Here is a 13,893-nt window from a genome sequence, read left to right on the forward strand (position 1 = left end):
CGCGACGACACGGCGACGAACAGTAGAACGACATGCCCGATGGCACGATGAGAGGCGCGGCAAAGTGCAGCGAATCGGCGGCCATCATGGACGTGTCTCCAGCCAGATCGGATGCGCAACGCCGATCACGGCGAACGCGCTGACCGGCCCGAAATAGCGGCTGTCGAACGACGCCGGGTTGGTCGCGCTCAACAGGAACAGTTCGCCCGGTTGGAGACGGCGGCAAAGCTGCAAGGATGGCAGCGGCCGGCCCAGCCGGTCGGCAGGCAGGGCGGCGGCCACCGGCACGCCGTCGATGCGAACCTGGCCGGCGACGATGCAAACGTGTTGTGGCGCGACTGCGCCCACACGTTTGAGCAGCGGAACGCGGGTCGGCAGGTAGCCGCGCTGCGCAGCCAGCATGGCGGCCCTGTCGGGCAGCGGCATCAGCACGATGCTGTCCACGGACAGCGGACGTGGCCGCGAGGCGGTGCGCGGGTCGAACGGTTCGATGCGATACCAACCGACCGCCACGCTGTCGGACGGGTTGTAGGCCATTCGCGGCAGGGGCTGCACGAACGCCGCCCAGGCCAGCGCAGCGAGGCCGACGGTGGCGAAGCCTGCCAGCACGAGGCGAGCGCGCAGGCGCGAGCGAGGATGCGGCACGGGGCCGGTCGTGGAAATCGTGGTCATGGCAATGCCCTCCCGGCCAGCCAGGCGGCGTGCCGTTCTGCGGTGTATGTGGGTAGCGCCGAGCGCGCTGCGAGCCGGTTCGCGAGCGTGCGCCAGTACGCGGGCGATGTGTCTGCGGCTGCGATGCCCAGCGCCTCGATGCCGTCGATGCGTTCCAGCACGGCGCGCACGTTGGCATCGCCTTCGGCGTGCAGCAGCAGACGCGCGCCCGGCTGCACGCCGGGGATGCGCTGCACGGCGTCCAGCGGCGTGGCGGTCTGCATCACCATGAGCTGCCAGCGGATCGTGCCGTAGTCGTTGGCCTGCCAACGGATGCGGCACAGAACCGCGTTCGGCAGGAACACGGCGCAGCGCCGCCAGCGGTCGAGCTGGAGCGTGCGCGCCGGTTCGCCGAAGCGCAGGTAGAGCTTGAAGCGCGGTTCGATGTAGGCCAGCGCCACGCGCGTCAGCGGCACGTTGCCGGCCTGGCCGGCGAGTGTCGAAGGCGCCGGCGGCGGCGCAGCCGTGGGCGCACTTGCTTTGGGGGTGTGGGCGGTCGAAGCGGATGCGTTCACGGCGTGCCCTCCGGGGGAAACTCCCGCTCCAGCAGGTCGCGCAGCAGTTCGGCTACGGTCACGCCTCGCGTGAAGGCCGACACCTTGATGCGCGCCCGCATGGCGGGCGTGATGTCGAGCGTCAGTCGAGCGGTGTAGAGGTCGCCTTTCTGCACGGCATCTGCGTCGCCCTGGCGAATCCACGCTTCGGCGTGCGGATTCGCTGGGGGACGCGCACCGATGCCGACGCGCTTGCTGCGTGGTGGTGGCTTCCCAGTCATGTCGGCCACCGCAGCAGTTCGTCGGTGAGCGCGGCGATCTCGCGGGCAGCGGCTGTTCGGCCAGCGATTGCCGTGCCTCCCTGCCGATGATGGTGGTGCTGACGCGCCGGTTGATGACGAAGGCCGCGCGCAGCGCTGGCCGGAACACCTGTGCTTCGCGGATCAGTGCGACCATCTCGGCAGAAGCCCATACGTCGTAGGGGCTGGGCTGCACGGGGATCAGCACGCGCTCGGCCGCCAGCAGCGCGGAACGCGCGAGGGCGGCGATGCGCGGCGGGCCGTCGATGATGATGTGATCGGCCCGCCTGGCGAGTTCTGGCGCTTCCTGATGCAGCGTTTCGCGGGCAAGGCCCACGGCGCTGAACAGACGGGGCAGGCCCTGCTGGCTACGCCGCTGCGTCCAGTCGAGCGATGACCCCTGCGGGTCGGCATCCAGCAGGATGACATGCAGGCCGCGCATCGCCAGTTCGCCGGCGATGTGCGTGGCGAGCGTGGTCTTGCCGACGCCGCCTTTCTGGTTGAGAAACGCGAAGATCATGGCGCGGCCCTCCGAGCTGGAAAGCCGGCCTGGCCGTGCCGTTTCGTGGTTGTCCACCGAAACGGCGCGCTTCTACTAAAAGTTATGTATTTCTTGTTAGGTAAGTTAGAGGGAACGCAAACCCGCGCCGTTGTTGGCTTTCCGGCGTTTTCGTACTCCTGATAGCACGAGGGTCGTACTCCTGATAGCACGATACCCGGTACTCCTGATAGCACGAGGCCGTCCACAGGTTCTCCCGCAGTTATCCCCGTGCCGCGTGCGGCACGGGCCGGAAGGTCAGCAGCTCGGTGTTGTCGTCCGGCATCCGCTCGATGCCGAGGACGTAGCCGGGCAACGACTGCCGCGCCACCAGGGCGCGCACGTCGTAGGCGAAGTCCGAGAAGCGGGCCGCGCTGCCGGATTTGCGGTACAGGTGTCGGAAGTCGAATTGCCAGCCGTGCTCCTGCCGCCCGCCATGCTTGCGCACCAGGCGGTACAGCCAGCGTTCGATACCGCCCTTCAAGCGGAAATAGGCCGGGTCGATGGTCAGCACCAGGGCGGCGTCGAGCACGCCGGCATAGAACCAGTCCGGCAAGATCAGCTCGATGCCCAGCGGGGTGCCGCTGGCGTCGGCGAGTTCCTTCCACTCGTTGATCCACGAGAAGCGATGCAAGCGCCTTCCCGTGGTTTCGCGGATGGACGTGGCCACCGTGGTCGATTGCAGCCGGTCGAGGGCGGCCTTCAGGCGCTGGTAGTCGTTGAGGGACGTGCCGCGCCCGATGAAGCGCAAAATCTCGTAAGGCGTGGCGCGTATCCAGCGCGACGGGCGCAGGCCCGCGTCGCGCGCCTCCACGATCTGCGAGGCGGCCCATATCAGCACGTCGGCATCCCATATCGTTGCGATGCCGTGCTCCTGCGTGCCTTCCACGCGAATGGTGACGTTCCCGCTGCGGAAGTCGATCGGCGCCGTGCGCCGCGACTTGGCAAGCGAGAAGAACGGAAAGGCCATCAAGTCCTGGGAATCGCGTGGCGCCATGTCGCCCGGCAGCGCGCGGAACAGATCGAGCTGTTCGCGCTGCGGCAAGGCTTGCCCTGGCGGGCTGGACATGGCGAAGGCCACCCACGCGCCGACGATCAGCGGCCATCACGGTAGTCGCCCGCGTGGCGCTCGGCGTATTCGGGATCGGACGTGGCCTCGTAGCTGCGCTGGTCGGCCCAGGCATCGAGGTCGGACACCGCGTACATGACGCGGCGGCCGAACTTGCGGAACTTGGGGCCGCCGCCGATCACCCGCTGCTTCTCCAGCGTGCGCGGCGACAGCCGCAGGTAGTCGGCGGCTTCGTCGTTTGTCAGGTAGCGTTGAGGCTGCGAGGTCGCAGTGACGGCAGCGGCGGCAGGCCGCGAGGGAGCAGGTCGCATGGGATGTACCTCCATCAAGCCCGGCCACACCACGCGGCCGGATAGAGGCACTCTCAAGAAAGCAAGGCTTCTTGCTAAGGGACGATTCGCACGGGTCGAGAAACGTCCCCCCTAATGCGACGGGAACATTGGAAGCTGCGCTAGTCGGCGGTAGCCGCCGTGCATCAGCTCATCGCCGCGGCGTACCAGCCGCCGTACGCGGGCACGCAATGCACTGTCTTTGTGCCAGTCGGCCGCGACGGCATCCGCGCCGAACAGACCTTCGCCCACCTCGCGCAAGGAGGCTCCCGCGAGGGTCGCGTCGAGCGCTTGCAAGGTATGCAGTTCCAGCAGCGCGGCGGGCGTGGGGCGGGAGCGGGCTGTTGCCACAGGCGTGGCCACGGTTGCGGCAGATAGCGCATCCAGCTTCGCAGCGAGCGTGCGGTAGCGCGCACAGGGCGTGGCGCAGGCGCGTGTGGCGTAGAGATAGGCCGAACCATCTTCCAGGTCGGGTGCGAGTGCCAGCCGAACGCAGCAGCCTGGCCAATGCGATACGAGCACCAGGCGCTTGCCGTCGTGGGTCAGTTGCTTGCGCCCAGGAATGCGCCAGAACTCGAAGGTATGCGCATCGGGTGGTGGGTCGGCGTCGGGGTATAGCTGCACCACGGCATCGTGATCGGGGAACCAAGCAGGATGTGCGTCGCGCGCATCCAGGCCGGGATCTTCCAGCAGGCGCAGGCCCCAGGCCTGCGCCGCATCAGGCTTGCGACGCCGGCGTAGCCAGTCGCGCCGGTAGCTTGGATTCCTGCGCAAATACTCCCAAGCCAGCGCTGGGCCATCGAGGTGCAGCGTGTAGAGATACGCGGCCGTGGGATACCAGTGTTGGCTGCTGCGGTCAGTCATGGCGAAACCTCCCTGTTTCTGGGAACGTCGCCACAATTCCGCTGTGCGGGAGCTATCGAATCGCCATCAAGTGGTCATCAAACTCGGGTTACGCTTTAACTGCTGGTGTCAAGACAGATTCGCTCCAGTGCATTGCCGAAATCGTCTAAATGCGACGACTGCACCGCCCGGAAATGGGGTGCAGCATTGAACACCGTGCCGAATCTCGCGCCTGGCATCATGACTGTTTTGGTCAGGAGCGCACCACCCTGGTGCAAGCATGCGGATCAAGACTTGCCAGGTCTTGGCTAAGACCGAAATAGTCACAATGCGATACTTTTTGCCTGGTCGCGCTGGAATGCGTCAATCGGTGATCGAACCGTTTTCCTGAGCCAGTCGAACGTATTCCGACAGCGGCCGCGTCGGCTGGAAATACCGATCTCGTATCACGGGCTGCTTGAGCGGCCCGACGATGGACGCCAGATCGGACAGCTTCACCGTCGCCAGGGCAGGCATCCCGATCCCGAGGTCGATCAGGCCGTAGGCCGTATCGCCATCGGTCGGATCGAGCGCGGCCAATAGCCAGGTCGCATGTGCGTCCGGTGTGAACAGGCGCACCACGGGCAGCGGGTCACATTCCTGGCCTGCGGCGCGGGTGAGGCCGTGGGCCAGTAGGTGCACCCGGTCTTCCTCGGTGACAAGCGTGGTCAAGGCCGCGCCCCTTCCACGAACACACGCAATCGCCGAGGCGCATCTGTGCCTGCGGACGGATGCACGTATGCGCAAGCGCACGAAGCCGCAAAAGCGGAGAGGCACGAAGGCGTATTGGTGGAAGTCAGGAAAGACACGGATGCGGTTCCCTGGGTCTGAGGAAATCCGCAGATGCGGATCTCCGTAAAAGCACGGAAAAGGAAAACATCACCACCAAATGAACACTATAGATTGTAGTCCTATAGGGCGCAATGGGCTGTCATCTTGGTTTTTTGGGGAAACCATAGGTGGCAGCGAAGAACTCATTGGCAGCGGCGATTCGGACGGTAAGGAAGGCGCGTGGTTTGAGCCAGGAAGCGTTCTCCAACGTGTCCAGTCGCACCTACATGAGCACGCTGGAGCGCGACCTGAAAAGCCCAACCATCCAGAAGCTGGCCGATCTGTGCGAGGTCATGGAAGTGCATCCGCTCACGCTGCTCACATTGGCTTATGCCGGTGACAGCACCCGCGAAGCTGATGAATTGCTGGCACAGGTGCGCCAGGAACTCAGGGCGATATTGGAAGAGCCCGACACGCCTTAGCGCGTTGGCGTGTGGTACTGAATTGCAGCAAGCGGAGCGCGCAGCGCCGCAGGCGCGAAGGCGTGAGGGATTGAAGCCGGATGGCCGTGACGGCTTGCCGGCACGGGGCGAAGCCCGAAAGCCCGGCGGCGCTTACAGCGCCGACACGCCACACACCGCTCGTTGACACGGATTGCGAGCCACAAGGCACGCATGCAGGCCCGCCGTGACGGGCGTATCCAGCACGCGGCAGCAGCAGAAATCCTGCGCGTGCGGTGCTGCGATCAGCAGCATCGCGCCCCGCCGCAGTGGGCGGGACGCGGTAAGCGGCTGTCAGGCCGCCTTCGGCTTGTTGCGCGACCAGATCAGGTCGTGCGTGCCGTCCTCGTTCTCGATCAGGCGGGCATAGACCGTCGCCGGGAACGAAGGGTCGTCGATGGATACGGACAGGTATTCCCGCCCGGCCTCGCTGGTCTTCTTCCACGCTGCGCCGACTTCGTGGCCAGCCGCTTGCAGGTGGAAGTCGGGGGCGTTCTCGGTGTCGCCCTTGTCGTTGGGAACCAGCTTGACCTTGACGTTGAGCGTCAGGGTGCGAAGCGTGCCGGTGAAGCCGTCTTTCTCTGCGGTGAAGGTGCCGATGTTAGCCATGATGTTTCTCCTTTCGGGTTGAACAAGGTCGCGCCAGTGCGTCCTTGTTGTGATCCGGCCGGCGGGGGATGGGCTGGTCGCACCGCACAGCGGTCGCAACAACGTGGAGAACCTGGAAGCGAAAAGAATTTGTCCCGCGAGGAATGCGCGCAGCGCAGGGGAAATTGTTTTCGCTGCAAGGTTGCGGCCATCAAGCACAAGGCGCAGCCGCGCCACCGCCAGGATTCACAACAAGACAAGGACGCACAGGCCGCCCGCTCCCGAATGGAGACGTGGCCAACTCGGCATCCCCGCGTGACGGCTGCACCGGCTTGCGCCCTGACGCGGGCCAGGTCAATGCCCCGACGACAAGGCCAGAGCGCCCCTGCCGCAGCTCACGGCCACATACTGAGGCGTGGTGTGGAAGCTCCATAGAAGCGAGGCTGGGCGGCGTGTCGGTGAACCGTCTTTCGTGACGTACAGACAACGAACCGCCAGCGTCGGGGACGGCACGCTTTCGTGCAACCTGCCGCAGCAAGCCGGGGCGTAGCCACACCAGCCCCGCCCATTGCGGCGGGGCTCGGTCGAATCGTTGGCGGCGCGATGCGCCGCCACACTTGCTGGCTTCGTGGATTTCGCGCACGAGCGCCCTTGTGCGTGGCCCCATCGCCGCCTGTCCGAAGGCGGCGATGGGGCGTTTTGGCTTTGAGCAGTGAAACCGGGCGCGGCCACCGCCGCGCCCGGAGTTTTCGACCACCGGCCCCAAGGCGGCACGGCTTGGGGCCGGTGCGGCTCGTTATTCCTTGGTTTCGATGATCCACCACACGGCGCGCGGCAAGGCGCGGCCCGTGAGGGGATGCAGATCGGTCAGGTCGGCGCGGGCCGTCCAGCCACGCGGCGGACGGTAGCCGCGCACGTCGCCGTCGCCGTGCCAGCGGCGGGCGCGCACCGTGCCGGAGGCATAGGTCGCAGCTATGCGGGGGCGGTTTGCGGGTTGGTGGGTCATGGCAGGCATCCTCAACATGAAGCGCCCCGGCCGGAACCGGGGCGCTATCTACGGTGCGAAGTCACGCGGCCAAAGCCTCGGCCTGCGGCTGGTCATCCGCCACGGCGGCCACTTCTTCCTGTGCTTCGGCTTCGCCATCCGCCGGCGCGTCCTGCCCGGTCTGCTGCGGGCCTTCGGAGCGGAAGATGGCGGGCATCCAGCCGGTGCCAGCGGCCAGCCGTTCGGCTTCGCTGGCAATGTCGCCCTTCTTCAACTTCGCCAGTCGGGTGACGTGCGAGGGCGCGAACCCGCCAACGGCTTCCAGAATCGCGGCCTTCGGCACATGCCGGAAGTAACCCTCATTGGTGGGCTGCCACCACGCGGCCATATCCAGCCCCACGGCCTGCGCCAGTTCCGCGCCGGGCTGGTGCGGCGTGGCGCGAGGCGTCACCACGTCCACCGTGGAAGCTAAGCACACGGCCAACAGCCGCACCAGTTCATCCTGTGATTTCGCCAGCAGCGCGGCGAACAGTTCGGCGCTGTCCTCCGGCAAGGTTTCGCCTGCCACCTGTTGCAGTTCGCGCAGCGCCACGGCGGCGGGTGATTCCGGCCAGTCCGGGGCCATGCCTTCCAGCCGGTCTTGCACCGTGAGGCGCACACCCAGCGGCAGGTCGTGCCCGTAGTGCCTTTCCTGCAAGACGGTCTGCACCATGCCATGCACCACGGCGGCCAGCGCTGCTTGCGGATGCCGTGCAACTTCGATTTGCAGCGCAGCGGTACGGTGCGCGCTCAACCGCTGCGCCAGTCGGTCAGACATGGCGGCGGTCTTGGGCTGCTCGTCGTCCTCGCCTGCGTCCTCGTTCGCGGCTTCGCCTTCGCTGCCGAAACCCTGCCGCAGCCGCTCCAGCGTGCGCAGTGCCTTGGCCTCCGCTTCGCGCAGCAGCCCGCGATGAATCGCGGCCTGCCCGTCGCGGTCGATGGTGACAATGGCACCGGCTGCGGCCTTCACGTTGGCCGCATAGTCCAGCAAGCCATCTTCCAGCGCCTGCAACTGCTCGCCCAGGCGTTCGCCTTCTTCCTGCAAGGCATCGGCCTTTTCCTCGTCCTCGTCGTCCAGCGCGGCATCCACCGCCTCGGCCAGTTCGTGCAGCTTGGTTTGCAGCTTCTCGATGCGCTGCGCGTCGCGCTTGTTCGGACTGCGGCGTTCCCTTGGCGCACGCTGGAAGGCTTGCAGATCGGCATGGGTCATGCCCGGCGTGGCATCCACCCACGCCCAGCCCTCGGCCTGCACCTTGGCGGCGATACCTGCCAGCTTGTCCTGCGCCAGCCGTTCCAGCAGTGCGGCATCGGTCAGATACACGCCTTTGTCGCCCTCCGCGAACAGGTCGCGGCGGATGCCACCGCCTTCCTGCTCGTAGCCGTCCAGCCCGACAAAGCGCACCAGCGGATGCCGGTAGGCGTCGATTTCGCGTTCGGTCAGGCGGTCGCGCAGGTTGTGCGGGCCGCGCTGCCATGTGGGCGCATCGTAGAACGCGGCTTCCTGCGCAGCATGGTCGTCGGTGATGGCGAGGGCCATCAACTGGTCAAGGCTCACGGCCTCGGCCCGGTAGTCGGCCAGCAGGCGCGGCGACACGTTGGCGAGTTTCAGACGGCGCTGCACCACCAGCGGCGTGACGCTGAAATCCGCTGCAATGTCCTCGATGCTGCGGCCTTCGGCCACGAGCGCGGCGAACGCCTCGAACTGGTCGGCGGGGTGCATGGCTTCGCGCTGCACGTTCTCGGTGAGGCTGGCCGTGCGGGCGGTGCCATCGGCCACCAGCAGGCAAGGCACCTCCCATTCCTTGCTAATGCGGTGCTTTTTCGCCAGCAGCTTCAACGCTGCGAGGCGACGGTCACCGGCCACGACCTCGTAATGCTCGCCATCGGCGGCGGCAATCACGATGAGGTTTTGCAGCAGGCCGACACGCTGGATGCTGGCGGCGAGTTCGGGAATGGACATGCGCGGGGTCTTGCGCACGTTGCGGCCAGTGGGACGCGACACCAGCCGCGACAGCGGAACCAGAATCAGGTTCTTGGTCGGATCAGCGGCTTCCAGCGGGATAGCGGCGGCGGTGTTGATGGCGCGGGCTTCGGTTTGGGTAACGGCGTTCATGGTGATAACTCCTATCGGTTCAGGGATGCAGCAGCGAAGAAAGCGACAAGGGCTGCTGCCTGCCCCTGCCGCGTGGGGATTCAGGCTTTCAACTGGCGCATGCCATCGGCCAGCAGCCAGAGGGCGCGATTTAGTCGGATGTTTTGGTCGATGCCCTGCACCGGGCGGGTTTGCTGTCGGCGCCCGTTGGCGCTGCGGCCACGCAGCCCGCCTTGGGTCAGGTTTTCTTGGGTGCGGTTGAACACGCTCCACAGGTCGGGGCGGCGGTCGTCGAAGCGGCGCGGCATCAGGATTTGCGATTCCGTGATGGGCGCGGGCTTGTCGGGGTCGTCGTACTTGAGGGCGAGCGCGGCGCGGGCGAACACTTCGGATTCGCCATCGTCCAAGGTGATGCCGCGCATGGCATCGCGCGATTCCTTCACCCGATCGAAACCGCTCAAGACTTCGTAAGCCCCCTCAATGACCAGACCGGCCACGTCGCCTTTATGGGGCACTCGCACATCGGCCACGGTGTTGCCGCAGACAAGGCCATTGCTGCACACGAACCGGAACATTCCGGCCAGCATCTGATAGCTGCTGGTGCCGTCGTGCGAGTTCAGCAGCACGATTTCGTTGGCCTCCGCGCCGTTGATCTGGCTGGCATGGCGCAAGCGAATCATGTGTTTGGTGTGCTCGCGCTTGCCTTCGTCGCGCACGCGGGTTTGCGTCACCATGAAAGGCTGGAAGCCTTCTTTGCGAAGCTCGGTCAGCACGGCGGCGGTGGGGATATAGGCGTACCGCTGCGAACGGCTCTCGTGCGGGGCATCCGCGAAGATGGACGGGGCCACGCGGTGAATCTGGTCGTCGGACAGCGGGTAATCGCTGCGCAGCGAGGGGGAGCGGAAAGCGAAACGGGATGCGAGTTGCATGGTCTTTCTCCTGACAAAAGAGGTTTGCTGTTCACACCGCACACCGGATTTCTAGATTCGGAGCCCAGCCTTTCGGCTGTTTGGTGCGGTCGGCACGAGGAACCCGGTTGGCCCTGTTGCCACCGTCTTTCCTGAGTTCATCGCCCGCGCCCAAAGGAGCGCGCGGACGGGGGCCGTCAAGGAGCCAAGCGCAGGGTTGGTGCGGCCCGCAGGCGCAGCCGAGGACACGGCCCTGCGCGCCTTGACGGCACACGGTCGCGGGCTACGGTCGCGGGTAAGGTGATGAAGTCAGGGGAGACGGCTGGACAAGGCAACGGCCATCCCTTTGTGCTGACCGCACGCAAGCGAAGCGCGCAGGCCCGAAGCTGGAAGCCGGGCCGTAGGCGTCAGCGATGCGGAAGGCTGGCGAAGCCAGTCCCGCCAGGGATGAGCGACTAGCGAACCTGGAGCAGCGCGATCCGCGAAGCGGAGACGCAAGAGGACTCTTCGTTTACCATTTGTTTCGCAAGCAAATGATGGGAAAGCAAGAACACGGAGATATAGAGATGATTGTCTGCATCAACCGCCTCAAACAGTTCGGAATCTTCAGCGACTTCAATGGAACGAAGATCCAAAAGTTCGGCCGGTACAACCTGGTCTATGGTTGGAATGGAACAGGCAAGTCAACGTTATCGAATCTATTCTCTTGCTTTGAGCTTCGCTCGATGGTTCCCCGCTTCAGCACGGGCCAATTTTCAGTAGTTCTGGAGGATGGCTCAACGATCACGGAATCCACACTCCACTCATCCCAATTGAATATTCATGTTTTCAATCAACGCTTCGTGCATGAGAACATTGATTGGGACAAATCCGTAAAGAGCATCCTTCTTATTGCGAAAGAGAAGATTGATGACTTGCAGAAGCTGGAGAAGCTGAAGAGCGAGCTTCAGTCGAAAAAGAAGGCTCACGACGACAAGCAAAGCGATATCAAGAAGCAGCGTGAGGCATTAGAGAAGTTCCTGACCAATGCTGCCAAGAAAATGAAGCTTGGACTTCAGGCGATTGATACGAGCGACAGTTATTACTTGAATTACGACCGCCGCAAGCTCTTCAACTTCATACAGAATAACGGCGAGACAATTATCAAGGCGGAGTCGGTTCTTCCAGATGAGAGGGTTATCGACCTTACGAATGCCGCCAAGCCAGATCAGCTTCCAAGCATTGCTTTCGCCTCAACGGCCATTGAGCCGGACTACTTTAAGAAAGCGGCGGGCCGCATCAGAGATTTGATTGGGACTACGGCGGTCAATCAAGCAATCCAGCGGCTGACCGATAACCCGGAAATCCGCGAATGGGTTCAAGCAGGCTTGGAAATCCATAAAAACCACGACTCGCAATCCTGCGAGTTCTGCGGCTCTCCGTTCGCCCAGCTTCGTGCCGAGGCGCTTGCTGCCCACTTCAGCAAGGAGTTCACGGAGTTTCAGAGCCGACTTCAGAACGCGGCGACATGGATTGAATCTCAAGGCGCTCCAGCTAATCAGTTTCCCGCATCGACCGAGTTTTATAAAGAACTATCGGCCGAGGCAGAGAAGCTTCAAAAGGACTACGCAACTGCTGCTGAAAAGATCGACCAGCAAATCGACGCCTGGCGGGAAGCCCTGAAGGCCAAGATCACAGACCCTGGGAAGACAGACATTCAGATCTCGGATGTGGTTGAAGACGATGTCACCAATTTCAATGACATCCTGAAATCGATTGTTGCTCTCGTTGGAAAGCACAACAATAAGACTTCAAATTTCAAATCTGAGACCTCAAAAAGCAAGGTGGCACTGGAGCTTCACTTTGCTGCGGCTGAGGTGCAAGAGTTTGACTATGCTGGAAGTGAGAAGAAGTGCAATGACCTTGAGTCAGAAGCAAAGAACGACCATAAGGAAATTGAAAAAATTAGTCTAGAGGTCGGAGCCATAGAAGCGGCGCTCTCGAATGAAACGGTCGGGGCAAAGGAGTTCAATGACATCCTGCATCGCTTCATTGGCCGCTCTGAGCTTTGCCTGAACTTCAATCAGAAGAAGAAAGGCTATGAGATCATCAGAAACGGGGTTGGTGAGCACGATGGGAATTTGAGCGAAGGTGAGAAAACTGCGATTGCATTTGTCTATTTCATCACGAAGCTCAAAGAAAATGGAAATAACATCAAGGATACGATCGTCGTCGTTGACGATCCGGTCTCAAGCTTTGATTCTAATCACTTGTTTCACGCCTACTCGTTTTTGAGAACGCAATGCACTGAAGCCAAGCAACTTTTTGTGCTGACTCACAACTTCACTTACTTTAAGCTAGTGAGAGACTGGTTCACTGGCACCAATAGGAATCGAGTCAAAAAAGGCAACGCCGAGAATTGCTTCTTTTATCGCCTGGATGCGCCACCTGGCTCCCCTCGTCACTCCCTACTTGTGGATGCCGACGACTCACTCAAGAACTACGGTTCCGAGTACCACTATATCTTCAAGAAGCTCTACGAATATAGGGCGCACACAACACTCAATCGAGATGAGGCGTTCTTGACCGCCAACCTCGCCCGAAAGCTTGTTGAATCGTTTTTCACCTTCAAATATCCAAGGCGTCGAAGCGACATTAGTCAATTGATGGAGGCTGGCCTAAAAGATTGCACCATCACGACACCAGAGCTTAAAGAAAAAATCTACCGCTTTATCAATAAGTATTCACATAGCGACGTTATTGAGATAACAGAGGAATCCGCAGAAAACTTGGCAGGCGAAAGCCACAGCGTCATCGGGAACATCTTCCAGTGGCTGGAAGAGGTGGACAAGAAACATTACGACGAGATGATTCAGGTTGCGACGGCCTGAGCATCAGGCCGCGAGGGCCATAGCTATGCCACCAGGCGCAGCAAAAAGGGGCCGAAGCCCCTTGGGCTAGATCAGCCCATGCTCGGCGAACGATGCCGTTTCGTTGCCCGCAACGATGATGTGATCGAGCACGCGCACGTCCACCAGACCCAACGCTTCCTTGAGCCGCTGGGTCAGCGCCCGGTCAGCCGCGCTCGGCTCGGGGTTTCCGCTCGGATGGTTGTGCGAAACGACGACCGCCGCCGCATTGAGCCGCAGCGCCTCCTTGACCACTTCGCGCGGATACACCGACGCACCGTCAATAGTGCCGTGGAACATCTCCCTGTATTCGATCAGACGATGGCGCGTATCCATGAACAGCACTACGAACACCTCATGCTCGAAGCTGGCCAACTTTGTACGCAAGTATTCCTTGACCGCCGCCGGCGAAGTGAACTCTGCTCCGCGCCGCATTTTCCGGTCAATGACCTGGCGCGCAGCTTCCAGAATGTCGTCGGCCGATGCCGGTAGATAGCGCCCGTGCGCGTCGCGCACCAGCAGACAGGAATCGAACGAGGGAAAGGACAGTTGCGACATGATCGTGCTCCGGTTGCTCGGGCGGAATTGCCCGGAACCGGCGGCAGCACGGCGCAGCGCAAGCAGTCAGGGGTCGCAGACGGCCGCCAGGACGCAAGCGCGCATGGCGCGCGCCGCCCTTGACGGCGAGAACGCCGTGATACGGTGAAGGGAACAGCAAGACCGCCCACACCCGCCCACTGCACAGAGTCGATTTTTGGCAAGCGGAGCGCGCAGGCCCGGATCAACGAGCCGGGACGGAG

15 protein-coding genes and 1 pseudogene are annotated in these 13,893 nt (G+C 62.9%); 2 read left to right on the forward strand and 14 right to left on the reverse strand.

Annotated features, from left to right (window positions below):
• Window positions 1-84: 84 nt before the first annotated feature.
• From GF111_RS07020 to GF111_RS07055, 8 genes and pseudogenes are all read right to left on the reverse strand, one after another.
• Entirely contained in the window at window positions 85-672 is a 588-nt protein-coding gene (locus tag GF111_RS07020; protein WP_003092304.1) for a S26 family signal peptidase, read from the reverse strand.
• Window positions 669-1,226 (reverse strand): DUF2840 domain-containing protein, encoded by a 558-nt coding sequence (locus GF111_RS07025; protein ID WP_023093372.1) that lies wholly within the window; start codon window positions 1,224-1,226, stop codon window positions 669-671. Before GF111_RS07025 ends, GF111_RS07020 begins: the two co-directional genes overlap by 4 nt.
• Entirely contained in the window at window positions 1,223-1,486 is a 264-nt protein-coding gene (locus tag GF111_RS07030) for a hypothetical protein (RefSeq protein ID WP_000147048.1), read from the reverse strand. Before GF111_RS07030 ends, GF111_RS07025 begins: the two co-directional genes overlap by 4 nt.
• Before the next feature lie 40 nt (window positions 1,487-1,526).
• A pseudogene (gene parA / locus GF111_RS07035) lies at window positions 1,527-2,024 on the reverse strand (ParA family partition ATPase); the annotation flags it as partial.
• A 241-nt stretch (window positions 2,025-2,265) separates the two neighbouring features.
• The gene (locus GF111_RS07040; RefSeq protein WP_022652188.1) at window positions 2,266-3,111 is read right to left on the reverse strand and encodes a replication initiator protein A; all 846 of its coding nucleotides are present in this window, start codon (window positions 3,109-3,111) and stop codon (window positions 2,266-2,268) included.
• Window positions 3,112-3,137: 26 nt separating this feature from the next.
• Window positions 3,138-3,422, reverse strand: coding sequence for an AlpA family transcriptional regulator (locus GF111_RS07045; protein WP_001247107.1), 285 nt, complete (start codon window positions 3,420-3,422; stop codon window positions 3,138-3,140).
• A gap of 111 nt (window positions 3,423-3,533) precedes the next feature.
• Window positions 3,534-4,304 carry a DUF2285 domain-containing protein gene (locus tag GF111_RS07050; RefSeq protein WP_003092318.1) on the reverse strand — a complete coding sequence of 257 codons (771 nt, stop codon included), beginning with the start codon at window positions 4,302-4,304 and terminating at the stop codon, window positions 3,534-3,536.
• Window positions 4,305-4,646: 342 nt separating this feature from the next.
• Window positions 4,647-4,994, reverse strand: a complete 348-nt coding sequence (locus GF111_RS07055) for a DUF2958 domain-containing protein (protein ID WP_016487838.1) — start codon at window positions 4,992-4,994, stop codon at window positions 4,647-4,649.
• Window positions 4,995-5,281: 287 nt separating this feature from the next.
• On the opposite strand from GF111_RS07055, the gene GF111_RS07060 reads away from it, so the two are divergent.
• Window positions 5,282-5,575 (forward strand): helix-turn-helix domain-containing protein, encoded by a 294-nt coding sequence (locus GF111_RS07060; RefSeq protein ID WP_006379425.1) that lies wholly within the window; start codon window positions 5,282-5,284, stop codon window positions 5,573-5,575.
• Window positions 5,576-5,707: 132 nt separating this feature from the next.
• On the opposite strand, the gene GF111_RS07065 is transcribed toward GF111_RS07060, so the two are convergent.
• From GF111_RS07065 to GF111_RS07085, 5 genes are all read right to left on the reverse strand, one after another.
• Window positions 5,708-5,848 carry a hypothetical protein gene (locus GF111_RS07065; protein ID WP_001641504.1) on the reverse strand — a complete coding sequence of 47 codons (141 nt, stop codon included), beginning with the start codon at window positions 5,846-5,848 and terminating at the stop codon, window positions 5,708-5,710.
• A 39-nt stretch (window positions 5,849-5,887) separates the two neighbouring features.
• Complete coding sequence (locus GF111_RS07070; RefSeq protein WP_001273857.1) at window positions 5,888-6,202, reverse strand: DUF736 domain-containing protein; 315 nt, start codon at window positions 6,200-6,202, stop codon at window positions 5,888-5,890.
• A 775-nt stretch (window positions 6,203-6,977) separates the two neighbouring features.
• Entirely contained in the window at window positions 6,978-7,187 is a 210-nt protein-coding gene (locus tag GF111_RS07075) for a hypothetical protein (RefSeq protein WP_022580212.1), read from the reverse strand.
• Between the two features lie 61 nt (window positions 7,188-7,248).
• Window positions 7,249-9,318, reverse strand: a complete 2,070-nt coding sequence (locus GF111_RS07080) for a ParB/RepB/Spo0J family partition protein (RefSeq protein ID WP_000994919.1) — start codon at window positions 9,316-9,318, stop codon at window positions 7,249-7,251.
• Window positions 9,319-9,398: 80 nt separating this feature from the next.
• Entirely contained in the window at window positions 9,399-10,226 is an 828-nt protein-coding gene (locus GF111_RS07085) for a DUF932 domain-containing protein (RefSeq protein WP_003092327.1), read from the reverse strand.
• A 392-nt stretch (window positions 10,227-10,618) separates the two neighbouring features.
• On the opposite strand from GF111_RS07085, the gene GF111_RS07090 reads away from it, so the two are divergent.
• Window positions 10,619-13,075: an AAA family ATPase gene (locus GF111_RS07090; protein WP_001223964.1), complete on the forward strand. Its 2,457-nt coding sequence runs from the start codon at window positions 10,619-10,621 to the stop codon at window positions 13,073-13,075.
• 66 nt (window positions 13,076-13,141) lie between these two features.
• Here the strand turns inward: GF111_RS07090 and radC are convergent, their stop codons facing one another.
• Window positions 13,142-13,651, reverse strand: a complete 510-nt coding sequence (gene radC / locus GF111_RS07095; RefSeq protein ID WP_003092330.1) for a DNA repair protein RadC — start codon at window positions 13,649-13,651, stop codon at window positions 13,142-13,144.
• Window positions 13,652-13,893: the final 242 nt, after the last annotated feature.

The sequence above is a fragment of the Serratia sp. HRI genome, from assembly GCF_010119335.3.
GTDB classification, from domain to species: Bacteria; Pseudomonadota; Gammaproteobacteria; order Enterobacterales; family Enterobacteriaceae; genus Serratia; species Serratia nevei.